Genomic DNA, 21,291 nt, shown 5'->3' on the forward strand with positions numbered 1-21,291 from the left:
GAAATTCAGGGGGCACGGCTCAGCCCACAATCGCAGACTGCTTAATTCCTCCGCTTGTCCGCGTCAACACCAACCAGGGTGATGGCATCTAGTCTCCTGCGGTACCGTCACGGGAGTCGGAGGCAGAAGCAGCAACAGCGTCATCGGCCATATCAGCCATCTCGCTGCCAACAATGTCCGACTTGGGCCCGTGCTCAGGCTCCTTGTCAGGTGCCTCTGGAACGTGATCAACCTCCGGCTGACGCCAGATCAGATAGGCCTGGGTACCGGTATAACCTATGGCTACCAAGAGGCAAAGGGTGAAGATACCATTGGCGGGACTCCACAGGGACCCATCTGCGAGCGCCTCACGGGTGGACTGAATCAGCCACATCAGACAGGCCAATGCTCCGAAAGCATACATACGCATCTGAAACTGCTTCCCCTTCATCGGATACTCCTACCTTTCCTGGCTCAAGCCTGTACAGCGACTGGCACGATAATCTTCAGCGCCAGGAGCGAAGGGCACTTCAGCTATCATCACGACACACATCACATCCATCAATTGGACAACCGCTCACACTGGGCAGAACCACGAAGCGCGGGAAGCGGGTCCTGCGGGCGGCCAAGAACCACCAACTCCAAGACCCGCTGAGACTCACGGACCGACTTACAGGCAATGCCCTGCAGTCAGCATTCAGGTTCCGTCACCGCCCGACCAGGGCAGCGAATCCGGCTCAAGCCTTCTTGCGCTTACTTATCAGGTCATAGGCAACAGCGGCGATGACGACCAGACCCTTGATGGTCTTAACAATGGCCGCGTCAGCCCCCATGATGGACAGCCCCTGGTTGAGTACTCCCATGATCAACGCACCGACCATGGCACCGGGAATGGTACCCACGCCACCAGCAACAGCGGCTCCACCGATAAAGCAGGCCGCAATCGCGTCCATCTCAAATTCCTGACCGGTCGCTGCTGTGGCCGAGGCCAGACGAGAGAGGGTGATGATGGCCGCGATCGCAGTCAGTAGACCCATATTCAGGAAGATCTTGAAGTCCACCATACGAGTGTTGATTCCCGAAAGCATGGCGGCCTTGCGGTTACCGCCCACCGCATAGATGTCTCGCCCGAAGACCGTACGGTTGAGCACGAACCAGTAGATGCCAATCAAGAGGCCGATGACGACCAGGACAATCGGAATACCTCCCTGTGTGGCATTGCCTGAGCTGGCGAAGAGGTAGGTTGCATAGCCAATGGCCAATACGGCGATGCAGCACTTGATAATCACCCAGCTCATGGGCTCCGCCTTGACCCCGGCGGACAAGGCCTTGCTCCGCTTGCGCACCATGCTGAGGATCACCAAGACAATGGCCACCAGACCCACGACGATAGTCAATCCGTCGAATCCACCCCAGAAGCCCAGGATATTAGGCAGATAATCCTTGGCAATGGCTCGGAAGGGCCGGGACTGCAAGGGGATTGATTCACCGGCGACCACCGTGGCCAGACCACGGAAAATGAGCATGCCACCCAAGGTCGTCACAAAGGCAGGAACGCCTACATACGCCACCCAAAAGCCATGCCAGGCACCAATGACCAGGCCAATGAGCAACATGAAGGCGATGGCCAACATCCAGTTCATACCCCAGTTCTTCATGGCAAAGGCACCTACGCCACCAATGAAGGCCACCACGGAGCCCACCGACAGGTCAATATGCGTGCCGATGATGACCATCAGCATACCTATGGCCGTAATCAGCACATACGCGTTCTGTTGGAAGAGAGCCACGACATTGTTGGGGAAAAGCAAGCGCCCACCGGTCAGGATCTGAAAAATCACAATGACGAGGACCAGGGCAAGATAGATGCCGTAGGAACGGATATTGCCGAACAGCAGCTCTGCGATCGAGGCCTCACCGGCGCCTTGCGTTTTGACCGGCGCACTGGAGGCGCCCGATGATGCTGTTTGTGAAGTTGACATTACAAGTTTCCTTTCATGGATAGTCCCAGGCCGGATCAGAACCGGTCGGAGCCCGCCGTCATGGGTTGAGTGGAGGTCATATAGCGCATGAGCTCCTCCTGGTTGGTGGATTTGGCTTGCAGACAGGCGGTTATGACGCCCTGACTCATGGTGTAGATTCGGTCGCAGATTCCCAGCAGCTCAGGCAGTTCCGAAGAGATCACGATAACCGCGCTCCCCTTGTCGGCCAGCTGGTCGATGATTTCGTAGATGTCGTACTTGGCACCCACGTCGATGCCACGGGTCGGCTCATCGAGAATCAGCACGGCCGGGTCCGTGGCCATCCACTTGGCCAGCACCACCTTCTGTTGATTGCCGCCGGAAAGGTTGCCGGAGGGCATCTCAACACTTGGGGTCTTGATCCTCAGTTCCTTGCGGTATCCCTCGCTGACCATCAACTCGCGATCGCGGTCGACCACATTGCCCCTGCTCAGGCTCTTGAGCGAAGCCATGGAGATGTTCTCCCTGATGGATTTGATCAGGTTCAGCCCGTAGGTCTTACGGTCTTCGGTGGCATAGGCGACACCATGGTCGATAGCCGACCGAACTGTTGGGAACTGGACTTCCCGGCCATTGAGATACAGTGAACCTGAGGCATTGACACCGTATTGGTGGCCGAAGATGCTCATGGCCGTCTCGGTGCGGCCAGCCCCAATCAGGCCAGCCAAGCCGACGATTTCACCGGCATGCACATTAAAGCTCACGTCTTTGGCCACCAAGCGTTCCTCATCCAAGGGGTGGTGAACCTTCCAACGCTCCACACGGAAGACCTCCTCGCCAATATGGGACTCATGCTCGGGGTAACGGGCAGTCAGGGAGCGTCCGACCATGTCACGAATCAAACGATCCTGATCGAGCGGATGATCCTCATCAATATCAATATGGGAGATGGTCCGGCCATCACGTATGACCTGCACCGCATCGGCCGATGCCGCGATCTCATTGAGCTTGTGAGAGATGATGATGGCCGTGATTCCCCTGGTGCGGCGCAACTCATCAATCAGACCCAAGAGGTGTGCCGAATCCTCGTCGTTCAAGGCGGCGGTCGGCTCGTCGAGAATCAGCAGCTTGACATCTTTGGTGAGGGCCTTGGCTATCTCGACCAACTGCTGCTTACCCACGCCGATATTGGCGATCAGTGTATCCGGATTCTCGTCAAGGCCCACCGCTTCCATTGCCTGCTTGGCGATGGACCGTTGAGCATCATCGTCGACCGCAATGCCTTTGGTAATCGGATTGCCCAAAAAGATATTGTCGGCAATCGACATATAGGGCACCAATGCCAGTTCCTGGTGGATGATGACGATGCCCACGGCCTCCGAGTCGCGAATGGTCTTGAACTGGCAGATCTTGCCGTCATAGACGATATCGCCTTCATAACTCCCGTAGGGGTAGACGCCCGACAGCACGTTCATGAGCGTCGATTTCCCGGCCCCGTTCTCACCGCAGACGGAGAAGATCTGCCCACGCCCGACGGCGATGTTGACATCATGCAAAGCCGTCACCGGCCCGAAGCGCTTGACGATGTGATTCATGCGAAGTATCACATCATGCTCCTTGTTCACGTTTCACTCCTTTGTGTTCATTGGTCCCGTCGACCGCAGCTTGCTGTGCTCTCGAGGGTTCACGAGGCCATCCATACTCAAGGCGCCACACCGGCAATGGGCGCGGCGCCTCGGTTTTCGATTAGAGACCAGCGTCGGCGGCGGAGATGTAGCCGGAATCCACCAGCTCCTTCTCGATGTTTGACTTATCGACTGAAACCGGGGTCAACAGGGCGGAGGAAACATCCTTGTTGCCGTTGTTGAACTTGTCCTTGGCCTTGACTGTCTTACCGTCGGCCAGGTCCTTGATGAGCTGGGCTGTGGTCTTGGCCAGTAGGCGGGTGTCTTTGTATACGGTCATCGACTGCTTGCCCTGCACGATGGCCTGAACATTGGCCTTCTCGGCATCTTGGCCGGTGATGATAGGGAAATAGTTCCAGCCAGCACCCTCCACGGCGTTGACGGTGCCGAGGGCTATGGCATCATTGGGAGCCAGCACGGCGTCGAGCTTCGTGCCGTCGTGATAGAAGGAATTGATACGGTTCTCCATCTCGGCCTGGCCCTTTTGCCGGTCCCAGTTATCTATGCCGATGGACTGCCAATCCTTAACGGATGAGGGCAGCTTGCCTGACTTGGCTTGGAAGACGCCGGACTTGAAATAAGGCTCCAGAACAGACCAGGCACCCTCGTAGTAGTACTTGGCATTGTTGTCAGTGGGAGAACCGGACATGAGCTCCACGTTGAAGGGACCCTTCTTGCCCTCCTTGACGCCAAGCTTGTCAACGATGTACTGGCCTTGCATCTTACCGACATCGGTCAGAGAGAAGGTGGTGTAATAATCAACCGCGTCAGTGTTCATGATCAGCCGGTCGTACGCGATGACCTTGGAACCGTTTGCCGCGGCCTGCTCGGCGGCAGCGCCGGTGGCCGTTCCATCAATGGAGGCAATGACTATATAGTCGGCCCCTTGGTTGGCCATATTTTGAATTTGCGAGGATTGTAAATCCGTTTTACCATCTGCGAATTGCAGGGTTACCTTATATCCATACTGTTCCAGTTGCTTTTTCAGGTTATCGCCATCAATCTGCCACCGCTCGAGCTGCTGCTCGGGCATGGAAATGCCGATGCTTACCTGTGAGGAGTCTTTATGCTCTGAAGACCCCCCCCCCCCCCGCGAATTCCCGCAAGCCGATAGAGGAATCAGCATGGCTGCGACCGCAATCGCGCCTACTGCCTTGGTCAATTTCTTCATGATGTTCCTTTCGTCTCTGATAGGACTGTGCTCTTCTTTGACACAAACAGGTGTTTCTTCATCCCGCAAGCAGAAGCCTAACACATAATTCATTGATTTAACAAATAGACTGTCACCATTCCCATATCGCTGCGCGTACTGCTATAAGCGCTACATTCCGCCCTTTCCCAGTACGACAACAGGGCCATACCCAAGAAGAATTAGAGCCAGACACCTAGGGCGAAGAGGAGAATGTAGGCGACAAAGAAGAAGGAAGCACCCTTGATGACGGCCATGTAGGTCTTCTGCTTGCTTGGCCGGGCGAAGAAGGGCTTGGCATACCGCCAGATGAGTGGCAGGGCCAGCGGGCTGAAGACAGTCTGCCAGGGGCCTATCCCCAACGCGATGTTGACCAGGGGCCATAGGGCACCCAAGGCGATCAGGGTCCGCATGAGTCTTATCGACCAGGGACTGCCCAGATAATAGGCCAGGGTGTAGCGGTGGTTCTTGATGTCCTCATCCAGGTCGGCGATGTTGTTGGCCAGTTGGATGGCGAAGAAAATGAGCATGAGCGGCATGCAGACCATGAAGGACCTGCTGACTGCGAACCACCCGAGGGATGCCTGCCCATAGATGCTGACCATCAAGGCCGCCAGGGGCACCATATAGGTGATGGAGACGGCCACGACCAGCTCGCACAGGGGTGTGGCGTTGAGGGGAAAGCGACCGGCCGTGTAGAAGATGCCCAGGGCGTAGCCGACCAGACCCAAGAACAGGACCGGCCAACCGGCACGTGCCACCAAGAGCAGCCCCGGGATGGTCGAGAAGACATACAGGATGATGGTGACCCGGCGGACCCCGTCCAGGGGCAGACCCAACCGCCCAATGGGATTGGTGTGGGCAGCATAGCCCTCCCGGTCCCAGGCATGGGTGTAGTCGCAGTAGTTGTCCGACATGTTGACGGCCAGGTCGAATATCAGGATGTCCAGCAGGCACAGGAGCAGGTTGGTCAGATTGCCGGCCCCATACCAGTAGTCGGCCATGGCGGCCCCCAGTAGGAACCAGGCCAGGTTCAGCGGTGCGGTGAAGATCTCAGTCAGTTCGACAAAGACCGGCCAGGTCAGCCATCTGCCCGTACGCATAGGTTGCTGCTCTCTTTCGTGTATGCTGTGCCGACTCAAGCGAATCCGTACAGTCTCCCCCTCACCGGAAGATGATCTTATGGACGGGGAGGTAGATTACCACTATACGCCTCCGGCAATCATCCTCAGAGGCGACGGTGAATAGGTCTGGCCCCGGACACGCCGGAAGCAAGGCCTGTGGGATATCCGGCTCTTACAAGCCTGTCGTTTCAGCTAGCGGCCAGACCTCAGAGCAAGGCTCATCGGCAGTATCCCCTGGCTGAATCTTCAGGTCGACCTGCCCCCGCAGACGCCCGTCGTTCACCTGCAGACTGAGCCGGGCACAGTACCTGGACGCACGGACCACAGCAAGGGCCTCACCGCAGTAAGTGGCGGTGGTCACACTCTGGAAGTTACCCCTGTTAAAAGGGGCGGCGCAACCGAAAGCCAGTAGTTCCCCACCATCGACTGTAGCTGTCAGCCGGCCGCGCCGTAGGGGCTTGACGATGCCGGACTCGTCGCTGTAGCTCACCCTGATGAAGGCCATGCCGCCGGACCGGACATCATGCCTCTCCGGTTCAAGGCTGAGCTTGGTCTGGGGACCGGCTGACTGGAGGGACCTGCGCCCGATCAACTTCCCCTGCTTGTCGTAGGCGAGCGCCTCAAGGCTTCCAGGCTGGTAGATGATGCGGAACTCAGCCTTGCAGTCCCCCCGCAATCGAGCCTGGCCGACCTCCCTGCCGTTGAGCAGGAGTCGCACACTTGCGGCCCTGGCGTAGACCTCCACGTCGGCGGGCCTGCCCTCACAACCCTCCCAACTCCAGGAGTCGATGGCGTTGGTCATCTTCCAAGCGCTGGGCGAATGCTTGTCTCCGGTATGGTTGACCGGTCGGACGGCCAGGTAGGGTCCGTTCTCGGCTTCCAGGGCCACCCGGGTGTACAGGGCCTCACCCAGGGGCCTGCCGGTCAGGTCGAGTCTGCCGGACCCTGCGGTCAGCCAGCCGAAGCAATTCTTGAGACTGGCGTAATCGGAGTATTCCCAGGCTCCCACCGCAGTCTCACCCAGGTAATCCATGCCGGCCCAGACGAAGTCGCCGATCAGTCTTGTGGTCCTTTTGGCCAGTTCCCTGAAGCGGTAGGCATCGGAGCAGAAGGTCTCCGACCCTAGGATCAGCCGGTCCGGGTATCTTCTCAGGTCACCGACATACCGTTTGATGCCGTAGTTATAGCCGGCCACGTCCAAGCGGGCAAAGGCGCCACGAGTCACGGTGTCGCACCAGGGCAGCATGGCTCCGGTCTTCATGAAGTCAGCCCCCAGCAGCCCTGCCATGTCGTTGAAGAATTGGCTGCCCACAGCCTTCCTGCGCCTGCCCTGGTGTTTGCCCGCCTGGCCACTGGCCGCCTTCCGGGCCTTCCTGTCGGAGTAGACACCCAGACCAATTGAGTTCAGGAAGTTGAAGAAGATGTTGATTCCGCAGGTCACCGGGCGGCCGTTGTCCAGGGAGTGGATATGCTCAACCATCTGCCCGGTTAGGGCTATGCCACGCTTCTGGGCGGTCTCGCCGACCTCGTTGCCGATTGAATACATGATGACGCTGGGGTGGTTGCGATCCTTGGCGACCATATCCTGAAGGTCCTGGCGCCAATATTGCTTGAAGTGGGGAACGTAGTCGTACTGGGTCTTGTGAATGTACCAGTGGTCTATGTACTCGTCCATGACCAGCATGCCCTGGCGGTCACAGGCTGCCAGAAGGGCCTTGGAACAAGGGTTGTGGGCACTGCGGATGGCGTTGTAGCCGTTGGCCTTCAGCAGTCTGATCTTGCGTTCCTCAGCTTCAGGGAAGGCGCAGGCGCCCAGTAGGCCATTGTCATGGTGGATGCAGGCACCCTGCAGGATGGTTCGCCTGCCGTTGAGCAGCAGCCCCTGCCGACCCCATTCCAGGGTTCGGATGCCAAAGTCCACCTGGTCCGAATCCCGCTGACCATCTTCACTGACATAATCGACCCGGCAATGGTAGAGCTGGGGGTCTTCCGGACTCCAGAGGGCTGCCCGGTTCACGCGAACCTTGAATACCTGACGGCTGGCGGACTGGTCGGCAGCCAGGACGGTGACCTCATGCCCAGCCTTGCCCCCTTGACGGTCAGCCTGGTCGATATGGAGTTGGAGACTGCCACTGGCACTGGTCTCCACAGCCACTTCGATGCTGGCCCAATCCCCTTGCGTTGCTCCGGCATCGGCTTGGGCAATGGACAGGGTCCGCACGCTGATGCCATTGACTTCTATATGATCACGGTGCCCGGCCCAGAGGGTGACCGGCCGGTAGATGCCGGCACCGGAGTACCAACGGCTGTTGGGCTGGTCGGCGTTCCGTGCCACGACCCGGATTTCGTTGCACTCGCCGAAGACCAGGGCCTCACTGAGATCGACGTAGAAATTGCTGTAACCATAGGGGCGGTAGGCCAGCTTACGGCCATTGACCCAGACCTCGGCTTCCCGGTAGACGCCCTCGAACTCCAGCAGCAGGCTCTGGCCGCGCCAGGCATCGTCTGGCATGAATCGCTTGACATACTCATAGTCCCGGCCAAGGAACCAGCCACTGTTGGAGGCACTGGGCGCATCAGCCTCACGCGGCTCCTCCAGCATGGCATCATGGGGAAGGGTCACAGGGCGGAAAGCCTCATCCTCGAGATCCAGATGGCGGTATGCCCAGCCCTGGTTGAAGTTGATCGCAAGCATGGGCGCCCCTGCAAGTGTCGGCCTGAATGGTGGATTCCTGCAGAACACACTAGCAGAGAGCATGGGTAAGGTTTGCGAGCAGTAACGGTAAGCCCGATGGATCAAACCCCCTGCCTTTCCTTATGGACACAAGGCCTGGGCGCGTTCCTGATCGGTCCAATCCTCCTCCACCTGGCGGATGACCCGGCAGGGGTTGCCGACGGCGACGCTGTTGGCCGGGATGTCCCTGACAACCACCGAACCGGCACCGATGATGCTGTTGTCTCCAATGCTGACCCCGGGGCAGACGACCACATTGCCGCCCAGCCAGACATTGTTGCCGATGTGGACATCCCGGTTGCGCTGCCAGCCCTCCAGCCGGGGTTTGACGGGCTGGGCGTGGACCGGCGTGTAGATGCTGCAACGGGGGCCGATCAGGCAGTCGGCACCGATGGATATGGGGCCGCCGCCCACAATCAGGAAGTCCATGTTGATGAAGGTCCGCTCCCCTATCGTGAGCCCATTGCCATAGTCCAGGCGGATGGGCGGGCGGAAGTCCACTCCGGCGCCCGCCTCCGGCACCATCTGCCGGAAGAGCCGCATGGCCTCGTCGGGGTCCTCGAAGTATATCCGGTTGATGGTCGCGCAGGTGGACTGGGACTGCCAGGTGAGTTTGGGCAGGATGTCCGACTTGCGGTATTGAAGCCACTGGTCGGCGAAGAGCCGGGCCACATCCTCATGCCGGGCAATCAGCTCAGACAGGTCTTCTGGCACCGACTGACCATCTCCGGCATCGGTCTCTTCAGGCTTCTCTTGTCGACTGTCGCACGCTCGCACATCAACTCCTTAGCATCTGTTCCGGGGGCTTACCCAGCCCCAGCCCTTTCCTTCTTGCTGCTCCAAGCGCCTACCTGCCCGCCAGCCCGGCGATCTGCCCCAAGACAGGAACCAGCCGCCGGCAAGCGCAGTCGCTCATCCAAGGCGACTGTTGCTCGCCACCAGCGAGGGCATAGAGCGAGCGCCTGCCCTGACGGTGTCAAGACAGACGCTCGCCTCATCAGGAGGCTTGCACAAACCGCCGCGTGAGGGTCAGCGCACCTCGGCCAGGGCGTCGATCATGTAGTTGTTGATGGTGGCCTTGACCGACTCCAGGTGGTCGGACTTGGTGGCGGCGATCAGCTCGGCCTGGGGCTTGTCGATGGCGTAGTCCTCCAGTGAGGCCAGGGTGGCATTGCCATCCTCGACACTCTTGCCGATGCCGGAGTCGTAGGAGCTGTAGCGCTGGGCCTGCAGGTCCTCGATGAAGTGGTCCTGGTGCATCCTATCGGCCACGAGCAGGCCAGCGGCGAAGGCGTCCATACCGGCGATGTGGGAGCGGAAGAGGTCCTCAGGCTCGAAGGAGGAACGGCGGGGCTTGGCATCGAAGTTCAGACCGCCGCGGGGTCCGATCTGCCCTTCTGCCAACACCTCCCACATGACCGTGGAGGTCTCATAGAGGTCGGTGGGGAACTCGTCCATGTCCCAGCCGATCAGCTTGTCGCCCTGGTTGGCGTCCAGGGAGCCCAGCACACCGGCGTCGCGGGCCACGCGGATCTCATGCTGGTAGGTGTGGGTGGCCAGGTTGGCGTGGTTGCCCTCAAGGTTGAGCTTGAAGACATCCATGAGGTCATAGTGCTGCAGGAAGGAGATGGCGGTCGAGGCATCGAAGTCGTACTGGAGCATGCAGGGCTCCTTGGCCTTGGGCTCGATCAAGAACTGGGCGTCCATGCCAATCTCCTTGGTATAGTCATGGCACATGCGGAAGAAGGCGGCCATATGGTCCTTCTCACGCTTCATGTTGGTGTTCCAGAGGCTCTCATAGCCCTCGCGGCCTCCCCAGAAGACGTAGTTCTCGGCATGCAGGCGCTTGCCGATCTCCAGGCTGTGCTTGAGTTGGGCGGCCGAGTAGGCGAAGATGTCGGCGAAGGGAGAGGTGGAGGCGCCATCGACGAAACGGGGGTTGGTGAAGAGGGAGGAGGTGTTCCACAGGAGCTTGATGCCCGTGGACTTCATGTTCCCCTCGATCCTGTCGACCACCTTGTCCAGGTTGGCGTTGGTCTCGCGCAGGGTGTCACCCTCGGGGGCGATGTCGCGGTCGTGGAAGCAGAAGAACTCCACACCCAGCTTCTGGAAGAGCTCGAAGGCGTAGTCGACCTTGGCCAGGGACTGGTCCATGGGGTCGGTGTACTTGTAATAAGGACGCTGGGCGGTGCCGTCGCCGAAGGGGTCGACCAGCTGCTGGTCGAAGGTGTGCCACCAGGCGATGCCAAAGCGCAGCCAGTTCTTCATCTTCTTGCCGGCGACCACACGGTCGGCATCGTAATAATGGAAGGCCAGACCCTCCTGCGGCCCCTTGCTGCGACCGACATACTCGATCTTGTCGACATCCCACAAACCCATGATCTGCTCCTTTGCTGCTTCAGAGAATGATTCGACGGACCAGTCGCCCGCCTCACCCACAGTCTAAAGTGCCGAACCTATTATGTCAAATGATTTTACTTATTAAGTCATATGACTGCCTAATACCACTCCCCCAAGGTTCTTATAGACGCAAAACCGCCCGCCATTGGGTTTCCCAGCTGAGGGGCGGTCAATCAATCAAGGGGACTCAGGCCACAACCAACCCACCCGCCGGGTTGGAGAGGTCCGAATGCTGGGCCTTGACCACCAGTTTGTCGTTGACGAAGGCCATCTGGCCGATCCGGCTCATCTCACGTCCATAGCCGGACAGCTTGACACCGCCGAAGGGCAGCTCGGGCAGGGAGGCCATGAAGTTGTTGACAAAGACCATGCCGGTCTCGATACGGGCCGCGACATCGGCACCATGGTCGGGGTCTCCTGAGAAGACGATGCCACCCAGGCCGTAGGGGTTGTCGTTGGCCAGGGCCACGGCCTCATCCTCGGAACGGACCTTGTAGACCACGCCGATGGGCCCGAACATCTCCTCCTTGTAGGCGGGATTCTCGGGCGTCACATCGGTGATGATGGCGGGGCGGAAGAACTGGCCGGGCAGGTCGATGGGTTCGTTGCCGGTCACCAGCCTGGCACCTGCGGCCAGGGCGGCGTCCAGCTGCGACTGGAGCTTCTGCTTGGCCCTGGCGGTGTTCATGGGGGCCAGGGTGGTCTTGGGATCCATCGGATCGCCGGGAACGACCTGCTCGAAGTGCTCCTTGAGCTTGGCCACAAACTCGTCGTAGACATTGTCCATGACGATGAACCGCTTGGAGGAGGTGCAGACCTGGCCGCAGTTGTAAAGACGGACACGCCAGGCGATGTTAGTGACGTCATCCATATCGGCATCACCCAAGACAATGAAGGGGTCCATGCCCCCAAGCTCCATGGAATTCTTCTTCAGGTACTTGCCGGCGGCCTTGGCAACGGCCGCACCCCCAAGCTCGGATCCGGTCAGGGCCACACCCTGGACGCGCGGGTCGGCAATGGCCTCAGTGACCTGGTCATAGTTGAGGAAGAGGTTGGTCAGGGCCCCCTTGGGCGCTCCAGCCTCCTCGACGATCTCGCAGAAACGCTTGGCGGAGGTGGGGATGTTGGCCGCATCCTTGAGGATCATGGGATTGCCCACCATGAAGTTGGGGGCGAAGACCCGCATGATCTGGTAGTAGGGGAAGTTCCAGGGTTCGACCATGACGACCACGCCAACCGATTGGTGCAGCACCTGGGCCTGGCCCGTGGCGATGGTGTCGATGGTCTCGGGGGCCAGCAGCTCCGGCGAATGGTCGGCGAACCAGTCGGCGATCATGGCGCAGAGTTCCACCTCACCTGCGGACTCACCTATCAGCTTGCCCATGTCAATGGTGCAGATCCTGGCCAGCTCGTCGGCGTGCTCGCGCATCTTCGCCGCGATATTGTGGAGGATCTTGGAGCGCTCGGCTATGGGCTGGTTCTTCATCCGCTGGTAGAGGTCATGGCCTATGGCCAGGGTTTCGCTCAGGATCTGGTCGGTGTCAAAGGGATACTCGTGGACAAGTTCGTTGGAATAGGGGTTAATGGTCTGATATGTCATGTCTACCTCCTTGTAGCACTCGAACAAGTGTAGGCACAAATCAACCCGCCTTATATCGCTTCCACGCCCACAGCGCAAGCACACGGTCGCAAGGTCCAAGGCACGGCAAGGCCCGCCTCAGAAAGCCATCATCCCCTTGCGGTAGCCTTCCGTCGCCTGCCTCAAGGCCTGGTGGACATCCGCCAGCATCAGAACCCCCAACTCGCGCCCGGCCCTGGCCTCCCGGAGTCTCATGATCTCAGTGCCCTGCTCTGCTTTGGTGCCCATCACGCTGGTGGAGACGGGAACCGCACGGAAGAAGGCGAACAGCTCGCGCATGGCGGAATCAGGGACCAGGGCATGCCTCAGACTGCCGCCGGTCGCCACCAGGGCCACGGGCATGCCGAAGAGGGATTCGGGGCTGACTAGATCCCAGAAGGATTTGAAGAGGCCGGAATATGAGGCCTTATATATAGGTGTGGCCGCCACCAGACCGTCGCTGGACAGCATGGTCTCCATGGCCTGGGCCAGCGGCTGGGAAAAGTGGAAGTCAATGCCGGCCCTGGCAATGTCCTCAGCCATCTCGTTCAGACGGATGTAGCTGGTCTCGGACCGCAGGCCATGCTCCTCCAGATAGCGAGCGGTCTGGACAGCCACGGCCTGGCTCAGCTCGCCGGTGGATGAGGGGTCCGAGGCACCGGCGCTAACCACACAGATACGGAAGCCACGAGGCTCTATGTCGCCATTGTTGTCGTCAGCACTCATCGACCATGCCTTTCTCGTTGCGGACCTACGGTTCGGCTGTAGGCACAGCAGTGTCGGAACTGATTCAATCTATCACCTTGACTACGCTGCGGCACAGCTTTTGCTTCACAGAGCGAAGCGAAGGTGAGATAGTAGACATTGCGCGAGTCTAGTCCGCCAGTTCCACCACAACGAGTTGCACCCCGCAAGGTCGGGTCAAGGACCTAAGCTGGGTGTCCATGAGAGCGGTCCTACACGTCATCAGCCCCCTCCCCTGGGTTGGCCAGGCCTTAAGGAAGCTAAGCGATGACGTCGAAGCCGCCGGTGGCCCAGGCGCAAACTCACGTGAGGGCCTGGGCAGCAGCACAGCCCGCGAAACCATGACCCCTTGGACCGTCATCGACCACAATGGCCTGGAACCGGTCGGGGGCATCGGATCCCATGCGGCGGTCTGGATTGCCCCCGGCCTGCTCATCGCCCTCAACGACTGGCGAGCGCGGGGAAGCCTGGATCCCCTGACCATGCAGGCCCCTCTTACAGACTGGCTGCCGAGACTCCCCCAGAGCCTCTTGGGCCGCACAGTCATCAACACCCGGGTTGCGGACATCCGTCGGTGGAAGGAGCTGCCGGCCAGCCTGGGGCCGCTGCCCTGGTCTCGCATCTGCCAGGGCCGGGCCGAGGACTTTCGGGCGGCCCGCCGCGATGCCAGCCAGTTGGTCAGGGACCTGGAAGCGGCCCCTGATAATTCGCTGATCGAACTATCCGAACACCTGCCTGACATCACTGAGGAATGGGCCATCCTGGTCAACCGGGGACAGGTTCAGGCGTCCAGCGGATACTGCCTTCATCTGCCAACGACCACGGCTGGTGGCCAGAGCATCAGGACGGTCTTTGATGGCGCCAGCTTTCAAGAATCCCGGAAGCTGGCAGCCGAGGAGGCAGCACGGCAGTTGTTGACGGCCAACGACCCGGGACCTGCCACCATCCTCATGGCCTTCCGCGCCTCATCCGACAAACCGGTTGTCTTGGAGGCGGACCCGGTCTGGTGCTCGACCCCCTACCCCTTCGGCCATAGCGGACTTGGGGCCTTCGCCCAAGCCATCGCCGACTCCCGACTGAGCCCAGCCTCACCGAGCCAAACAGGAAACCCCGGGAGGGGATTGAGGGAGCCGTCGCCCTACCAACCCGACCCCTGGATGGTCCAACAGTTCTGCCGCCGCTACCGGGGTTTCAAACCACCCACTCACGATTAGGCGGCATCTGGCTGACCTTTGCGGGCAAACATTCCCCCAGGCCAGTCCTCTGAAAGCCAGCCAGAGCGATGACCAGGCGGAAAGGCTGAAGTCTGAGTTCGGACCTCAGACCAGGGAGGCGCCCAGGCGCTTCATGCCCTCAAGCTGGAGGGCCGCCGTCTGACGGCAAGGCTCGCTGTCGTCACCCATGGTCAGGTCTTCGATATAGACGAAGTCCACGTCGGACACGTCACAGTATTTGCCGAAGGTCTGACTGCATATCTGGGCCCGGAGGCCTGCTTCCACACCCAACTCTTTGATGCCGGATTCAGTGCCGCCCATCAGCATGACCAGGCGGACCTTTTTGCCGGCCAAGGCTCCCGGTGTGCCGTCGGGGCTGTAGGCGAACCCCCGGCAAATCACACGGTCGAAGAGGCCCTTGACCATGGCGGGCATGGTGAACCAGTACATGGGAAAGACGATGACCAGGGCATCGGCCTGGGCGATCCGCTGCTGGATGGGCAGGACATCCTCCGGCATGGGGGCGCGGCCCAGGTAATGCTCGCGGTCGGCCAGGGTATAGACGGGATTGAAACCCACATCATAGAGGTCAAGTATCTCGGCCTGGACACCCTTCTCCTCGGCTCCTTGCGCCACGGCCGCACCGGCCGCGTTGGTCAGGGAATCAGGTTCTGGATTGCTGGTGATGATTAGTAGCTTGCTCATGCCTTCATTCTTCCACACCAGCCGACCAGCCGGCTGGCTATCCGACAAGACTTGTGAATGCGCGTGGGGAATACCCTCCCCCCCCCCCCATGCCGAACTGCTTCTCGGCACATCAAGCGCCCAATCTTGTGAAATTCCGAAGCTCCTTGACGCACAGCGCAAAACCGGGAATAAGACTGTTCCCTGCCTATATCAGATATAGTGTCATCAAGAGTCGAATGGTCACTCGAACACGAGAGGACCCACGACTGAATCACTCTAGAAAGAGACATGATGACTTCAGAAGAAAAGATGGAAATACTTCGTACCCTGGTCGCCTTCAAATCCGTGAACGGCCATGAGCTTCCTGTGGCCCAGTACCTGCAAGGGCTCCTCGAGAAGGCCGGGATCGCATCCGAGATCATCCCCGCGGGCGACGATCGGGCCGAGCTGGTGGCCACGCTCGGTTCCGGCCACCCTGTGCTGGCCGCCTCGGGCCATATGGATGTCGTCGATGTCAACAGGGACAACTGGAAGACCGACCCCTTCACACTCACCGAAATGGAGGATGGCGATACGCTCTTTGGCCGGGGATCCACCGACATGAAGTCCGGCCTGGCCGCCATGGTCATCGCCCTGATTGAGCTCAGGGAGGAGAACAAGCCCCTCAAGGGCACCATCAAACTGCTCATCACCTCCGGTGAGGAAGTCGGTCAGCAAGGAGCCGAACTCCTACAGGCCAAAGGGTACATGAAGGACGTGGATGCCTTGCTGATCGGCGAGCCCTCAGGTTATCTGGCCGTCTACGCCAACAAGGGCGAGCTGGATTTGAAGATCAAGGTCAAGGGCCATGCCGCCCACAGCTCCACCCCAGCCCTGGGCGTCAACGCGGTTGAGGCCCTGCTGGAGGTCCTGGACCAGATCAAGGACGAGATGCATGCCAAGATGGCCGGCACCAACAACGACGTGCTGGGCGGCACCATCTTCAACATCGACGTGATCAAGGGTGGCAACCAGGTCAATGCCATACCCGCCGACGCTGAGGCTGAGATCAACATTCGGACGATTCCGGAATTCTCCAACGCAGAGATCCTCACCCTGGTCAACGGTGTGATCGACCGCTTCAACGCCGGCTCCAAGGCGCAGGTGAGCATGGATGTGGACATGGACATCATCCCCGTAATCGGCAACAAGGACTCCTCGCTGATCAAGCTGGCCCAGAAGGTCGCCAAGCCCTTCATGGCCAAGGTCGAATGGCCCGAGGAGAAACTGGCCAAGACCAAGGCCATGTTTGAGGCCGCGGGCATAGCCTTCTGCACCACAGAGCTAGTGACCCTGGGCGTGTCCGGGGGGACAGACGCCTCCAAGTTCCTGATCGATCATCCCACCGGCTTCGACTACCTGATGCTCGGCCCGGGATCCGGCACCCAGCACCAGGACAACGAATGGGTCTCCAAGTCCATGTATCTGGACTTTGTGGAGCTCTACAAGCAGCTCTTCGAGGAGTATGTGGGCTGAGACCAGCGATCCGAAAGGGTCCGGTTGAGGTGACCGGCAGCGGTTCCAACTCGAAGACAAGACGTTGAACCCGCAAGGCAAGGGCTTGATTCATGCGCGGCGACGCGCGGGACCAAGCCCTTGCCATATGGTTGCCTATGTTCGGCGACCCTGGAGACCATTTTGTCATGGGCTTCAATCCCCGTATTTCCAGCCTGCCAGCATCGTCCGCGCCACTATGTAGTCGGCCTTGTATCTCATTATGGACAATCATTTGCTCGTATTTGACAAAGACGAAGATCCTGAATTATTTTCTTGGATAGCATTTGGGAAAGCTTCCTGAATGCCTCCTGACCCTACTGGACAAGAAAGGCTGTTCGTACACCCCACCGTGTATCCGAAGGGTGGCGTGGAGATTCAGAGGCGCAAGGCCTCTGATTGCTTCATCGCAGAGTGGGACCCATGCCTGTGGTCCGGCTCCCTTATCTGCCGGAGGTTCAACGTGCCCAGCCATAGAAGGTTGGCGCAATCGCTTGAACGAGGTTCCTGACGGATGGCTGCGAAGCCAGGCCGGGAGCCATGGATTCCTCTGGACTTCCTCGGATACCTACATATCAACAACCAACGTTTGACCAAGGACGGACCGCTTGTCTCCCCACCAAAGGCGCAAGAGGCATCCAGCAGGACGCCCATGGACGCAGCAAGTACAACCTGCGCCCCAGGACCACCTGACTGGATGAAGGAATTGGACGAACACCGACATACAGTTTCGCAGTGGAGGACACCATGAAGCCCAACGAACAATGGGACGAGACACCGGACGGCTACCTCAAGAAGACGCCCATCTTCCAATTCGCTTTGATCACCATGCTCTTCGCTCTATGGTCGGTCGCCTCAAGCCTCAATGACATTCTGATCACCCAGTTCAAGACCGTCTTCCATCTGAGCGACTTCGCCACGGCCTTCGTGCAGAGCGCCTTCTACGGGGGATACTTCGTCATCGCCATCCCGGCCGCGCTGTTCATCAAGAAGACCTCCTACAAGATGGGCATCATCGCGGGACTGAGCTTCTTCGCCCTGGGCTGCTTCATGTTCTTCCCCGCCTCGCACGTGGCCACCTATGGGGTCTTCCTGGTCGCCATCTTCATCGAGGCCATCGGTCTGAGCTTCCTGGAGACCTCCAGCGACACCTACGCGACCCTGCTGGGGCCCAAGCGCCTTGGCACTCTGCGGATCAACATTGCCCAGACCATGAACGCCCTGGGCGGAATCGTCGGCATCTTTTTGGGCAAATACCTGGTCTTCCAGGAGACCAACCTCAAGGCAGAGATGGAGAAGCTGACCGGCGAGGCAGCCACCCGCTACGGCCAGGAGCAGCTGGCCCGCACCCTTGGGCCCTACAAGTACCTGCTGATTATTCTGCTGGTGCTGATCGTTGTCTTCATCTTCACCAAGTTCCCCTCCGGGCGCCCCAAGACCACGACCGGTGAGGTGGCCTCAGCAACCATGGGCGAGACACTGCGCTACCTGGTCAAGAACCGGCGCTTCCAGCGGGGCGTGCTGGCCCAGTTCCTCTACATCGGCGTGCAGATCGGCATCTGGTCCTTCACCATTAGGCTGGCCCTGGAGATGTTCCCCCACTTCAGCGACCGTTACGCGGCCAACTTCATGCTCTACAGCTATGTATGCTTCTTCGTGGGCCGCACCGTCGGCAGCTACCTGCTGACCAGGTTCAGGGAGACCCGACTGCTGACCGCCTTCATCTGCGTGGGCGTGGTGCTGCTGCTTGGTACCGCCTTCATCCACTCGATCGTGGCCATCTGGCTGGCCGTGGCAGTCAGCTTCTTCATGGGACCGGCCTGGCCGACCATCTACTCACGCACCCTGGAAACCGTGGAGGACCGCCGCTACACCGAGACCGCCGGCGCCTTCGTCGTCATGGCCATCGTCGGCGGCGCAGTGCTCCCCGCCCTCCAAGGCCTCCTCTCCGACGCCACCTCCATGCAGTTCTCCTTCCTCCTGCCAGCCATCGAGTTCGCCCTGGTAGCCGTCTACTTCCTCTCCGAGATGAAGCACGACAAACTCACGCCGGCGCAGCTCAAGGCGATTGAGGAGACCAAGGGCGCAGCCGCTGCTGAGGCCGCCGAGGATGCCGACACCTTCGGGGACTGATGGGTTCTGGACTAACCTGCGGAGTGAACCGACATTCTTAGTATAGGAATTCTGAGCAAATTCGAATCCTTGTTGTAAGTCAGAGTCGAACAATAGAGAACTAATACTCGGGCTTCTGCCGAACTTGACTATTGTACGTTCGGTAGAAGCTCGATTCTTTTACCATGGCGATTCCATTTGAGCAATCTATTCAATAAGACACAGATTCAAGTCAATCCAGGGTTCTGTCAACTTCCAATCAGCAAGCACCTCCGATAGCTATCGGTCAGCAAAGGTGCGGTATCGTTCATTGTGTTCACCATTTTTGGTGAACACCGTCTATGCCGTTAGGTTTGGAATGACAATCGGAACCCGATCACGAAACCAGAGTATCTCTCTCATGTCTTTGGGTATAAACCCAGTGCATTGAACCTATTTCGCGGCCTGTTGAATCGTGAAGCGCTTCTCATCAGTCGCGATAAAGCCACGCGTAAAACCAGCAGCTCGGCGTTGGTCGCTCAGTCATCAGGTTCATAAAAAAAAAAAAAACAGAAATCGGTTGGAAATCGATTTCAGAGCACCATTATTCTTTTTTGAACGGGAGGCAGACCTTCCAAGAAATCGACGTAGTCATAGCTCGGGTGTAGCTGGACACAATCAAGTTGTTCGATATCTGTTCGGCTGATCTCTTGATATGCCCACTCTTGCAAGCCTTTAGTAATCAGCATAACATGGTTCACTCCTCTTCTTTCTAGTACTTGTGATAAGCGAAGAATTCACAGCTGTCTAGTCGGCACCAAAGCTGCCGTTTAGACAGCAGGGTGAAAATCCGCTGAACATCTGATGTGGAAATTGTGTTTTTCTCCAACCGGATTCTAGGGGAAGATGAGAAGGTTGGTTCTTGGGTAACGATGATTGCCCAACGGCTTTCCAGTGCCAGCATTAACACGGATGCCAGAGCACAGGTTTGTATGCCATAACAGTCTGCATTTGGATTATAGCGACACGCTACGTGACATCAGTATGCTGTTCAATAATGCATCTGGCTTGTTGAGCCTTTTTACTATGCTAGTTAAATTGATTGGCCACGCTATCCAATGTTGGCTTAAATTCGAAATCGCCATCACAACAATTTACGATGACGATTTCGTGTTCTCTCTATTCTTCATGCTGCGACAATCTGCTTCATTGTCGTAATCACTTTGTCTTTATACCTCACCGCATCTGCAATCGTCAGCTTCTCGATAGCAAGGATGTAGCACTTCATATATTCAAAATCGATATCATTGTCTGCAGTTACAGGAAGACTGATTTCAAGTGCCTTGAGCTTATTCCAAGTTGCCATATTGTTGTAGGAGAACAAGGATCGCAACTTAGAGAGCGCACTTTCAAGATAAAGTCCGACAAGCCTATTCTTAATAACCGATCCAGCGAGCGAAAACACATGGTTATGCGTGGCCATCTTATATGCAAAATCGCGATAGTATGCATTTCCCCAAAAGTCTACAGTGATGGTGTTCGCGGGGAAAACTCTTGCAGGTCTATCTGTCCTGCCCTTGATACCTCGATTGTCCAAGCCACTGTTAATCAAGAAACAACCTTTACCATTAACATCTTTCTGTTGCAGATCAATATCGCCGGTGGAAGACTCAAAGAGGTCTTCAAGAGTAAAGTTCTTTAACCTCACTTGTCTATTTTTACGATTACTTTCCAAAACTCTGTTTTCGTCAGATACAGATATCATAGAGGTAAAAAGTATTTCTCTGTCCTCATCAGTCAGTTCATAGTCCTCAAGACCAGCAGCCTTCAGATAGACACCCAGCTCCACAATACGGCTGTGCTCCAGCTCCGCGATACACTCCTGCTCCAGCTCCGCGATATACTCCCGCATATACTGAAAATCGATGTCATCCACTGTGTATTGGTGGTTGGAATTGGCGTGTTCAACTGTAGGAAGACTGATTTCAAGTGCCTTGAGCTTATTCCAAGTTGCCATATTGTTGTAGGAGAACAAGGATCGCAACTTAGAGAGCGCACTTTCAAGATAAAGTCCGACAAGCCTATTCTTAATAACCGATCCAGCGAGCGAAAACACATGGTTATGCGTGGCCATCTTATATGCAAAATCGCGATAGTATGCATTTCCCCAAAAGTCTACAGTGATGGTGTTCGCGGGGAAAACTCTTGCAGGTCTATCTGTCCTGCCCTTGATACCTCGATTGTCCAAGCCACTGTTAATCAAGAAACAACCTTTACCATTAACATCTTTCTGTTGCAGATCAATATCGCCGGTGGAAGACTCAAAGAGGTC

Annotated in this window: 15 protein-coding genes; 3 read left to right on the plus strand and 12 right to left on the minus strand. The window is 58.0% G+C overall.

Annotated elements, in window-relative coordinates; genetic code table 11:
• Positions 1-88: 88 nt before the first annotated feature.
• From CRD60_RS07480 to CRD60_RS07525, 10 genes are all read right to left on the minus strand, one after another.
• Entirely contained in the window at positions 89-409 is a 321-nt protein-coding gene (locus tag CRD60_RS07480; RefSeq protein WP_127975671.1) for a hypothetical protein, read from the minus strand.
• 307 nt (positions 410-716) lie between these two features.
• A complete protein-coding gene (mmsB, locus tag CRD60_RS07485) occupies positions 717-1,961 on the minus strand; it encodes a multiple monosaccharide ABC transporter permease (protein ID WP_113860654.1) in 1,245 nt (414 codons plus the stop codon).
• Positions 1,962-1,996: 35 nt separating this feature from the next.
• Entirely contained in the window at positions 1,997-3,535 is a 1,539-nt protein-coding gene (locus CRD60_RS07490; RefSeq protein ID WP_201737244.1) for an ATP-binding cassette domain-containing protein, read from the minus strand.
• Positions 3,536-3,686: 151 nt separating this feature from the next.
• Complete coding sequence (locus tag CRD60_RS07495) at positions 3,687-4,796, minus strand: substrate-binding domain-containing protein (protein ID WP_113860656.1); 1,110 nt, start codon at positions 4,794-4,796, stop codon at positions 3,687-3,689.
• 200 nt (positions 4,797-4,996) lie between these two features.
• On the minus strand, positions 4,997-5,917 hold the full coding sequence (locus CRD60_RS07500) for a prenyltransferase (RefSeq protein ID WP_113860657.1): 921 nt from the start codon (positions 5,915-5,917) through the stop codon (positions 4,997-4,999).
• 193 nt (positions 5,918-6,110) lie between these two features.
• Positions 6,111-8,633, minus strand: a complete 2,523-nt coding sequence (locus CRD60_RS07505; protein ID WP_113860658.1) for a glycoside hydrolase family 2 TIM barrel-domain containing protein — start codon at positions 8,631-8,633, stop codon at positions 6,111-6,113.
• 120 nt (positions 8,634-8,753) lie between these two features.
• Positions 8,754-9,386 carry a sugar O-acetyltransferase gene (locus CRD60_RS07510; protein WP_113860670.1) on the minus strand — a complete coding sequence of 211 codons (633 nt, stop codon included), beginning with the start codon at positions 9,384-9,386 and terminating at the stop codon, positions 8,754-8,756.
• Positions 9,387-9,701: 315 nt separating this feature from the next.
• A complete protein-coding gene (gene xylA / locus CRD60_RS07515) occupies positions 9,702-11,051 on the minus strand; it encodes a xylose isomerase (RefSeq protein ID WP_113860659.1) in 1,350 nt (449 codons plus the stop codon).
• 208 nt (positions 11,052-11,259) lie between these two features.
• Entirely contained in the window at positions 11,260-12,672 is a 1,413-nt protein-coding gene (locus tag CRD60_RS07520; protein WP_113860660.1) for an NAD-dependent succinate-semialdehyde dehydrogenase, read from the minus strand.
• 117 nt (positions 12,673-12,789) lie between these two features.
• Positions 12,790-13,416 (minus strand): NAD(P)H-dependent oxidoreductase, encoded by a 627-nt coding sequence (locus CRD60_RS07525; protein ID WP_113860661.1) that lies wholly within the window; start codon positions 13,414-13,416, stop codon positions 12,790-12,792.
• A gap of 218 nt (positions 13,417-13,634) precedes the next feature.
• Here CRD60_RS07525 and CRD60_RS07530 point away from each other — a divergent pair, with 218 nt between their 5' ends.
• The gene (locus CRD60_RS07530; RefSeq protein ID WP_113860662.1) at positions 13,635-14,648 is read left to right on the plus strand and encodes a hypothetical protein; all 1,014 of its coding nucleotides are present in this window, start codon (positions 13,635-13,637) and stop codon (positions 14,646-14,648) included.
• A 105-nt stretch (positions 14,649-14,753) separates the two neighbouring features.
• On the opposite strand, the gene CRD60_RS07535 is transcribed toward CRD60_RS07530, so the two are convergent.
• Positions 14,754-15,353 (minus strand): NAD(P)H-dependent oxidoreductase, encoded by a 600-nt coding sequence (locus tag CRD60_RS07535; protein WP_113860663.1) that lies wholly within the window; start codon positions 15,351-15,353, stop codon positions 14,754-14,756.
• A 270-nt stretch (positions 15,354-15,623) separates the two neighbouring features.
• Here CRD60_RS07535 and CRD60_RS07540 point away from each other — a divergent pair, with 270 nt between their 5' ends.
• Together CRD60_RS07540 and fucP are read left to right on the plus strand one after the other, a co-directional pair.
• Positions 15,624-16,850, plus strand: coding sequence for an ArgE/DapE family deacylase (locus tag CRD60_RS07540; RefSeq protein ID WP_113860664.1), 1,227 nt, complete (start codon positions 15,624-15,626; stop codon positions 16,848-16,850).
• Positions 16,851-17,615: 765 nt separating this feature from the next.
• Positions 17,616-19,001 (plus strand): L-fucose:H+ symporter permease, encoded by a 1,386-nt coding sequence (fucP, locus tag CRD60_RS07545; RefSeq protein ID WP_113860671.1) that lies wholly within the window; start codon positions 17,616-17,618, stop codon positions 18,999-19,001.
• 1,144 nt (positions 19,002-20,145) lie between these two features.
• Here the strand turns inward: fucP and CRD60_RS07550 are convergent.
• Positions 20,146-21,291: restriction endonuclease subunit S (locus CRD60_RS07550; RefSeq protein ID WP_127975672.1), on the minus strand; the 1,146-nt coding region annotated here is incomplete at its 5' end.

Source organism: Bifidobacterium aemilianum (assembly GCF_003315635.1).
Taxonomy (GTDB): Bacteria; Actinomycetota; Actinomycetes; order Actinomycetales; family Bifidobacteriaceae; genus Bifidobacterium; species Bifidobacterium aemilianum.

Excerpts from the sequence above, each read along its gene's own strand:
- CRD60_RS07480 (WP_127975671.1), bottom strand. The coding sequence starts at position 409 with ATGCGTATGTATGCTTTCGGAGCATTGGCCTGTCTGATGTGGCTGATT.
- mmsB (WP_113860654.1), bottom strand. The coding sequence starts at position 1,961 with ATGTCAACTTCACAAACAGCATCATCGGGCGCCTCCAGTGCGCCGGTC.
- CRD60_RS07490 (WP_201737244.1), bottom strand. The coding sequence starts at position 3,535 with ATGAATCACATCGTCAAGCGCTTCGGGCCGGTGACGGCTTTGCATGAT.
- CRD60_RS07495 (WP_113860656.1), bottom strand. The coding sequence starts at position 4,796 with ATGAAGAAATTGACCAAGGCAGTAGGCGCGATTGCGGTCGCAGCCATG.
- CRD60_RS07500 (WP_113860657.1), bottom strand. The coding sequence starts at position 5,917 with ATGCGTACGGGCAGATGGCTGACCTGGCCGGTCTTTGTCGAACTGACT.
- CRD60_RS07505 (WP_113860658.1), bottom strand. The coding sequence starts at position 8,633 with ATGCTTGCGATCAACTTCAACCAGGGCTGGGCATACCGCCATCTGGAT.
- xylA (WP_113860659.1), bottom strand. The coding sequence starts at position 11,051 with ATGGGTTTGTGGGATGTCGACAAGATCGAGTATGTCGGTCGCAGCAAG.
- CRD60_RS07520 (WP_113860660.1), bottom strand. The coding sequence starts at position 12,672 with ATGACATATCAGACCATTAACCCCTATTCCAACGAACTTGTCCACGAG.
- CRD60_RS07525 (WP_113860661.1), bottom strand. The coding sequence starts at position 13,416 with ATGAGTGCTGACGACAACAATGGCGACATAGAGCCTCGTGGCTTCCGT.
- CRD60_RS07530 (WP_113860662.1), top strand. The coding sequence starts at position 13,635 with ATGAGAGCGGTCCTACACGTCATCAGCCCCCTCCCCTGGGTTGGCCAG.
- CRD60_RS07535 (WP_113860663.1), bottom strand. The coding sequence starts at position 15,353 with ATGAGCAAGCTACTAATCATCACCAGCAATCCAGAACCTGATTCCCTG.
- CRD60_RS07540 (WP_113860664.1), top strand. The coding sequence starts at position 15,624 with ATGATGACTTCAGAAGAAAAGATGGAAATACTTCGTACCCTGGTCGCC.
- fucP (WP_113860671.1), top strand. The coding sequence starts at position 17,616 with ATGAAGCCCAACGAACAATGGGACGAGACACCGGACGGCTACCTCAAG.